Genomic DNA, 8,256 nt, shown 5'->3' with positions numbered 1-8,256 from the left:
TACAAAAAATTTTTCATCAGTGTCAGGATTAATTAATAATAAATCTGGAATTTTGTTAGAATCTGAAACTTGTGGGTAAAATTCAACATGAAAACCTGATTTTATAAATCTGTATGCAATATCTAATTCAAAAAGTGTTGGGAAAAAGTTTTCTGAGTTTCTTAATTTATCTATTATTTGCCTTCCATTTTTTTGTGTTTCTATGATTTCAATAGATTCAATAAAGTCAATAAACCATTTTCTTGTCCATGCCACTTCATTTATCACATATGTTCCCCATATTGGATGTCTCGACATAGCAACTACTGATAATTCTTTTCCAAAAAATCTTTTAATTTTTTTTAAGGCGATTTTTGCTTTTTCTTTCTCTAATGCATTAAGATTCTCAATCTGATCAACTCTTTCAAGCCAATATTCCCAATCATCTATTTTCATGGATTTTCCACGGTTAATACTACTAAAAGCTTTTACTGTGTCTAAGTATTTTTCCCATTTTTTATTTAATGTATATTTCAAAACTAGGAAGATCAAATGATCCTATAGAGCAGTAAGATGAACTAGGATTTTTGTGACGCCTCAATTGTTATTTTGATTAATTGATTGTAAAAATTCAATAATTCTATCTTCAGTATTGTTTGCATGTATTGGTATTGGTTGACCTTCTAATCCTGTTGCATCATGACTAATTAACATCCAATCACCCTTTTTGTATCTCAATGTTTGCTTTAAATCGTCATCTGTTAATCCAAATGATTGTCCTACGGTATTTCGATCATGTTCTCTAGGTAATTGGCTAATTAGATATGTGTGTGGTTGCCCCATAATGTTTGTATCTAAATACGTAATTCTTTGAGTAGATATACCTACACCAAGTCCAAATTTTCTTCCTCTTCTAGAAAGTGTTTCAACAATATCTCGTGAATGTTTTTTTGAACCTTCTGGTTTTTGTGGGATGAACTCATCAGCTTCATCAAATATGAACGACACAATCGGAGTAGTTGTTGCCCGTCTGCTACGTTGGTTGTAAATACTCTGTCCAATCTTTTTTGCATGTTCTCGCATGTTGTTAGGATCATCTGATGTCAAAATAATGAGAGCTTTTCCTTCGTCGGAATTTAATTCTGTAATCAACTGATTTACATTATATGCAACTTCTTGAGGTAACGGATTTAGAGATGGATTTATGATATCCATATCTAATAACTGCTGAATGGATGTAAGACGATCATTTATTGTTTTATCTCTTCCTACATTTGATGGTCTCTTTGCTTGCTCTACTTCCTGTCTCAATTCCCTTGCTATCGTAGGTGTCAATGCTTCATTAGGACGAGTCTCTCTAAAAATTCTATTAAGTATAACACGTAAATCGACTTCTGTTGGACCAGTTACATATTCATCAAATATTGTTTCCCAAAATTCTTGACTATATTCTTCAACTGTTCTATTAAATGTGAGGTCTATCACTTTAATTTTATTCTGTATTAACAGTTGATTGACAAATGGTCTATATTGTTCTTTAAATGGTTTCAATTTTTTGGGAAAAAGCATTCCTGCTAAAAGATCATTAGTTGCAGCAATTAGTAATTCCTCATTTCTTTGTGGAGCTGTAATGTAATCTATAACCGACTGTGGCAAATATCTTTGACCTAAACTTACTAACATTCCATTGATATTTGGATTAAGAAGTTGATCAATCAATAATCCTGTATATTCATCCATGATATCAAATAGAACAAATTTATTATTTGTTCTAGCTTGTGTTAATACAGAACTAATCAGAGTACTTACCAGATTACTTTTTCCTGCTCCCGTATAACCAAAAATACCAAAATGAACTTTGATAAAATCTTCAGAATTAACAAAAATATTGACATTATCATTTTTAATTAATTTGCCAATGGTGACCGTAGTATCTGCCTCTTTATCTATTCCAGAATTATAGATTATTTCCGATAATCCATCTGAGATTAATTTTACTTCTGAACCTGTAATTGGTAAACTCTCATCTTCAGAAAGTTTGCTAGAATCAATACTGCCATCATCTAAGAATTGTAAATTTATTGGAAAAGCTTCACAGTAAATTTTTGTAAGATCTTCTGTAGATTCATTTTCTTGTTCTGTAAAATCAGGAAAAATACTTTTAGCTGATTCTTCCAGATTACCTGGATATGCTTTTAGATCATCTCTACCTAGTGCAAAATGTCTAGGATACACTTCAGTTAAACGATAAATACTATAGTAAATGGAATTTTTTGTAGTGTTAAAATTTTGTATTGCTATCAAGTCCCCCTGAGCAATTTTTCTAACTGACTGCATTGTGAAATCAAACCATAGAGTACACTTACATCTATGAGTGGAGTCAGGTTCCACAAGTAACAAAACACCATCTTTTACAGAATCATCAAATAGTTTTTTGTTTGTATTTTGATTAGACATTATCTTCTAGAACCTCTTTCTTGTCTAAGTGTTTTTGCTAATGGTCTTATTTTAAGAAATTTACCACTACTTTTAATCATATTTGCAACTTTTTTATTCATACTTTTTGCTCCCCAATCTGCTTTATGAAGAGGATCTGGATAACCTATTACTTCTGGAAAAAGATTTCTAGTTAAAATTTTTAGAATATACATCATAACTTCTTGAACATCATTTTCAGCAGAATTATTTTGAAAGAAAAATGGTTTTACTGTCCCCAATTCTTTTGATTTTACATCAATATGGTTTAGATTTGATTCAACATGAGGAAGAATTAATCTATCTACAAAAATTACATGACCCATATTGAATTTTTTTCCAGATCTTTTTAAATAAAATTGTGCTAGTGACCGAAAAAAAAGTCTCTCTTTATTTAATATATTTCCCTGAACCCCTGTTATTTCAGGTTCATTATTTACAATATTTCTTTGTACATGTAATGTCATAAAAACAGAATCAAATTCTATTGTGGACCACGGAGCCTTAAATTCCAAATTTTTTTCAGGTAATGCTTGAAGAAATAATCTATCACTCCATGGTAAAAGAACATCATCAAATTGATAACCTGGGGCTTTAACAAAACGCATGGTTCCGAGATATTTCTGAGATAAATGAGTTGATGCTGAATCTTTTACAATTCCTACTAGCATCACTTGATTTTCCCATGCAAGTTCAACTACTGCACGTAATCCAATTGAAATTAAATATTTTAAATCAGTTGGAGAAATCCAATGTTCATCATAAGTGCCATCATCTGAATATCGTTTATATATCAAAACTGATGAATCTTTTTTATTGAATAAACGATTACAGAAATTTTGGAACATTGTTACTGAATTATACCAAGAGTTTCTCCACTTTGGTTCTACAGTTAAAACATCTCCCTCTCGTATTGCTATTGGATCTGTATCACTGTGTTGAGTTAAGAGATATTTTTTAATTTTATTAAAAACGATTTGTTTTTCTAAATTATTTTCTTTAGCAAAATCTGCAATATTGACTTTTTTACCTTTCATAAGCTCTTTTAAAATAGAATCATAAACTTCAACGCTTCTAACTGATGGGATTTTTAAATCATCTTGGTATGGATGAGAAAATGCAATTACTGCATCTTGATAAGTGATTTTTTGCCCCATGATTTCATTTCCTACCATGTTAATCATTTCAGGAGGTTCATCATTGCTTGCCATGACTCCACTCATACTTTGATCCCAAATTACAATATCCGGTCTTGATGTAGAATTATTCAATGTAGTATACAAAAGAAAAATCTCTGCTAATTGCATTAATTTAGTGTCTATACTTAATAAATCAAATTTTTCATTATCTGGGGTCATTACAAATTGATTATCTGAAACATCATTCAGATCTGCGTAAGGGATTGGAACATACGCTACCATTGAAACATCTTCTTTTGATGACCATTTCCGATATTTTGTTATTGGTGGATTACCTGCATGATCGATTTCTCCTTTTACAGCATATGCTCCGCCAAAAAAAATCATAAAATCCTCCATTTGTTGCTTGAAATTAGTTCCATCAATAGCAGCAAACGAAATCCTGGTTTTGCCAAAAAACTCTTTTCAAGGAGTTTTGTAGCTGTCGAATCTTTACATCTTCATCAAAATCAGAATAAATACGAATTAAATTTTTAAAAAAATCAGAATAGAATTTTTGAGCATTTTCTTGTCTTTTTAAACTCATTTTTTCAAATCGATCACGACTATGATTCAGAGATTCACTATATCCGTGAAAGATATTGCTGATAATAGAAGGCACGATCAGGATCAGCGTACAGTATTTTATAAGACTTTATGATATTACTATCAATTAGTTTTGTTTAACCAATTCTTTGTTTTGTGGAGTTTTTGACCGATCTTGCCTTTTGCGATCTTAACAGTACATTTTGGAGGCAATACATTATCCACACCATCAAACAAACTCAAATAGTCTTTTCCCATCGAAAACATGATTTCTTTATAATTTTCATTACTGACAAATTTCTCTAATCGTGATAACGTTTGTTTTTGTAGTTTAGGTATTTGTTCTGGAGATAACCGTTTATCGTAATTTGCTATTTGTAGAGTAGGTTTCATTAACCCATATTTTGCAGAAACAATCAGTAAATCAACTCCATTGTAAAAAAATGGTTTGTGTTTTCTAATCATTCTAAACATTGGACCATCATACATCTCAATTGCAGGCATCCTGTTTACTTCTATTTTCTTTCTCTCTGAACACGATACCACAAGTAGTTTTTTTGGATGCATTAAACTGTAGATTTTTTTATGCAAAAATCGATTGATTTCCTCAAATCGTTCTTCTCTTAATTCATCACTATTGGAATTTTGTAAAGATAACAATTGATTTAATTTTTCATAATATTCTTGATTTTTAATTTTTTTAGATATTTTTTTCTTTAATGCAAGAATTTTTTCATATTCATCTATTTCGAATTGTTCATTTAGATTAATGTATTTTCTATTTGTAAAAATTTTACTTTTCTTTGGTCTTATTTTGTATTCTTTTTCAATTCTTTCTAATTGACGAATTAATTTTCCACGTATTTCAGTTGGACTCTTGTAATTAAAAATCCAACCTTTAAAATCTGCACCAAAAATACGATATTTTTTTAGTAAAGGATAACGTTTAGTATGAAAACACCCTAGTAAAAATAACCAGTCTTTTGCGTATCTTGAACGTAATTCAGACACAACATTTTCTAAAAATTTTTCATTTCTTACTGTTACAAATCTAGCTGTATTTTCTTTTTTTGCTAAGAGTCCTCCTACTGCTATATGCTTATACCCAATTCGTTTTAGTATTTTATAACATTCTAAATATTCTTTAACTGTTTTTCCTTGAGTAACTCCAATTAATTTGAATGAACGTTTTTTCTTTTTGTATTCTTTAATTGCATTTTTTGCACTTTGTATTGTCTTATTTTTGTTTTTTAATACATCTAAAATTATTCCATAATTAGTTCCCATTTCTTCATATTTTTCAAATAATTCAGAATAACTTTTTGACATCCCTCCATCCTTCGTAAATATTCCAGAATCAGCAATTTTGACAATATTTTTGCCAGAGAATTTTTTGAATTCTTTTCTAAAATTAGGAGTAGAATTTGCATTTCCCATCAGTCCTATAGGGAATGATTGTCTGTGTGCTTTGCTATATCTTAGTAGTTCTAATGATTTTTGTCTATCAACTACTAAAAATGGAATAGGATTTTTTGGTGTATTGCTGATCATGATAAATGATGAGATCAGGTCTTAATAATTAAATCGAATTATTTTTCAATTATGCACCATTTCCCATTTCCTTCATAGAATTTTACTGAAGAAATTGGGATTTTACTTTCAAGATTTTCATAAATCCAACTAGTGATATTCTCTGAAGTTGGATACTCAAACATATTATTGAGATGATTATGATCAAGCTGAGAAATTACTTGCCAACATTGTTTTTTCATGTCTGCAAAATCCATTATCATATTATCTTGATATGTTGAACCTTTAGAAATATCTCCTTGAATTTCAACTTGAATTTTAGATGTATGCCCGTGCATTTGTCCACATTTAGGATGACCTTTTAGAACATGAGAAAAATCAATTTCAAATTCCACTCCTAGTTTTGTTTTCATTTTAATTTACTCTATGTAATCCGTAGGATCATAAACTGATGCTTCTACGAATGCATTTTTTCTTTCTCTACATGCACTACATCTACCACAATGTCTATCTTTTCCTTCATAACAGGACCAAGTTAATTGAAATGGAACATTAAGTGAATCTCCTATTTTCACAACTCCTGATTTGTTAATTTTAGCAAATGGTGATGATACGCTTGCATTAGAATTATCTAATGAAAGTTTTGTCATTTTTTCAAATGCTGAGATAAATTCACTTCTGCAATCTGGATACATTCCTCTATCTGAATAATGTGCTGCAAAGAAAATATTGTCTGCCTTAATACTTTGAGCATATCCTGCTGCAATTGCTAAAAATATTGCATTTCTATTTGGTACTACTGTAGTCTTTAGGGTTTCATAAAATTGAGAACCTGAAGGAACTGTTGGTATTGATATACTAGGATTAGTAAGCGCTGAATCCAATACACTTTGTAATGCAGTTATATCTATTATCTTATGATTAATTTTTAGAATATTTGTTATTTCTTTGGCGGATTCTGATTCTTTACAATGTTTTTGTCCATAAAGAAATGTTAATGGATACACTTCATGACCTTCATTAATTAATTTGTATAATAAAGTAGTACTATCTAATCCACCAGAAAAAATTAACACTGATTTCATTTTACTCTGCCCCCAATCAAATCTTCGTATACTTTGCGCATTTGAAATACTGCATTTGATGTTTGTTCAGTTAATTTACAACTACAATTTTTGCATTTTACACATTTTACAAAACTACATTTTGAACAAACATCTGCTTTACTGACCAAAAATTTTTCACCACATGAAAAACAATACAAATGTGGATCACTAACATAACTTAGAAATGATTCTATTATTCGTGAACGTGGTATATTTTTCTCACTGAGATTTTTCTCAGATTTTTTTAAAACTTCTTCATCTATGGCGATGGTGACTTTAACTTTCGTCTTTGCCATAATGTTATGTACTTTTATGTACTAATATTTAAGATGATTTTTTGAATTTTTTGATCTCTGAATTACTCAACAAACGAAACTTTCCTTTTCCATCTGTATGAAAACATGGATTTCTTTCATATCTTTTTGATATATCATGCCTATTCCCAGGATGATTTACACAATGAAATATTGTTTGCAATCTTAAAGTCATCTTATTTACCTCATCACTTGAAAAGGACTTTTTGACTCTAGATGCTATTTCTGCAAGATCAACGTACTTTGTAGGCTCATTATTTTCAAAAGTCTCAACGATCATCTTCCAAACAGGTTTGGAATATTTTGGCATTATTCAAGATAATGATTATCTAGAATTAATCTTTTGATATTTTAGTAATACCGTGTGTCTTCTAATGGAATCATTAATTCTGTTTTTTTACTACAAAATTTATGAAATGGACATTCTTCTTCTTTAGAAATCATGCATATTGGTTCTTCATCTTCGCATTTTGTTCTATTTCCCCAAATCATGTTATCAATATAATCGCCAGGGATTGAAGTTTGATTCATTATTTCATGTAATGCAAATAGTCCAGCTTTTCTTAATTCCATAGCTTCATTATTATCTAATAATTCATAATTTTTTATTTTTTCTTCAATATCTGCTGGTGCAACTATTACTCCTTGTCTAAGTAATTGTTTTAAAAGCTGATAATCCATTCCGGGAATAATTGGCTGTTCAAATTTAATTAATCCTCTTCCTTGATGCATGATAGCATTTACCATAATCATTTTACTAAGAGGATCATCAAATGCTTTGAATTGCCTAAATGAATTTGTAAATTTAATTAATGAATTATTGCAACTTTTAATAATATTAAGTGTTTTACCTTCAAACAAATCATTTAGTTTTGTTGCCAAATCAAGCCAGTTTTTATGACGTTTTTCTAATTCAGGTAATACATCATTACCTGAATCATCTTGAAATATTGTTCTAAATTCCTCCAACGTGATTTTGGATAATTTTTTTGTATCCAAAATATCAAATGTTTTTTTATTGTAACATGTTAGTAAGCATCTCCACATGTACATAGCACCTCTTGATTGAATACCGTCTTTTTTTCCAGCACAATATACTAATCTTTGATTATGTTTTGACCAATATTT

At 29.7% G+C, this 8,256-nt stretch carries 9 protein-coding genes; all 9 read right to left on the bottom strand.

What is annotated here, in order from left to right; translation table 11 throughout:
* Positions 1-435, bottom strand: a 435-nt coding sequence (locus BG20_RS01590) for a hypothetical protein (RefSeq protein WP_133936172.1), incomplete at its 3' end; no start/stop codon positions are given.
* 141 nt (positions 436-576) lie between these two features.
* Positions 577-2,436 (bottom strand): ATP-binding protein, encoded by a 1,860-nt coding sequence (locus BG20_RS01585; RefSeq protein ID WP_010190013.1) that lies wholly within the window; start codon positions 2,434-2,436, stop codon positions 577-579.
* The gene (locus BG20_RS01580) at positions 2,436-3,980 is read right to left on the bottom strand and encodes a hypothetical protein (protein ID WP_048096970.1); all 1,545 of its coding nucleotides are present in this window, start codon (positions 3,978-3,980) and stop codon (positions 2,436-2,438) included. Before BG20_RS01580 ends, BG20_RS01585 begins: the two co-directional genes overlap by 1 nt.
* Positions 3,981-4,301: 321 nt before the next feature.
* Entirely contained in the window at positions 4,302-5,729 is a 1,428-nt protein-coding gene (locus BG20_RS11580) for a DUF6884 domain-containing protein (RefSeq protein WP_010190009.1), read from the bottom strand.
* A 38-nt stretch (positions 5,730-5,767) separates the two neighbouring features.
* The gene (locus tag BG20_RS01570; protein WP_010190007.1) at positions 5,768-6,121 is read right to left on the bottom strand and encodes a 6-pyruvoyl trahydropterin synthase family protein; all 354 of its coding nucleotides are present in this window, start codon (positions 6,119-6,121) and stop codon (positions 5,768-5,770) included.
* A gap of 6 nt (positions 6,122-6,127) precedes the next feature.
* Positions 6,128-6,793, bottom strand: a complete 666-nt coding sequence (gene queC, locus BG20_RS01565) for a 7-cyano-7-deazaguanine synthase QueC (protein WP_010190005.1) — start codon at positions 6,791-6,793, stop codon at positions 6,128-6,130.
* Positions 6,790-7,110 carry a hypothetical protein gene (locus BG20_RS01560; RefSeq protein WP_010190003.1) on the bottom strand — a complete coding sequence of 107 codons (321 nt, stop codon included), beginning with the start codon at positions 7,108-7,110 and terminating at the stop codon, positions 6,790-6,792. The genes queC and BG20_RS01560 overlap by 4 nt, the downstream gene beginning before the upstream one ends.
* Positions 7,111-7,138: 28 nt before the next feature.
* Entirely contained in the window at positions 7,139-7,438 is a 300-nt protein-coding gene (locus BG20_RS01555) for a DUF7669 domain-containing protein (protein WP_010190002.1), read from the bottom strand.
* A gap of 41 nt (positions 7,439-7,479) precedes the next feature.
* Positions 7,480-8,256 (bottom strand): queuosine salvage family protein (locus BG20_RS01550; protein ID WP_010190000.1); only part of this gene is annotated, 777 nt, incomplete at its 5' end.

The organism is Candidatus Nitrosarchaeum limnium BG20 (genome assembly GCF_000241145.1).
GTDB lineage: Archaea > Thermoproteota > Nitrososphaeria > Nitrososphaerales > Nitrosopumilaceae > Nitrosarchaeum > Nitrosarchaeum limnae.
This window is presented reverse-complemented; position numbering and strand designations above follow the sequence as displayed.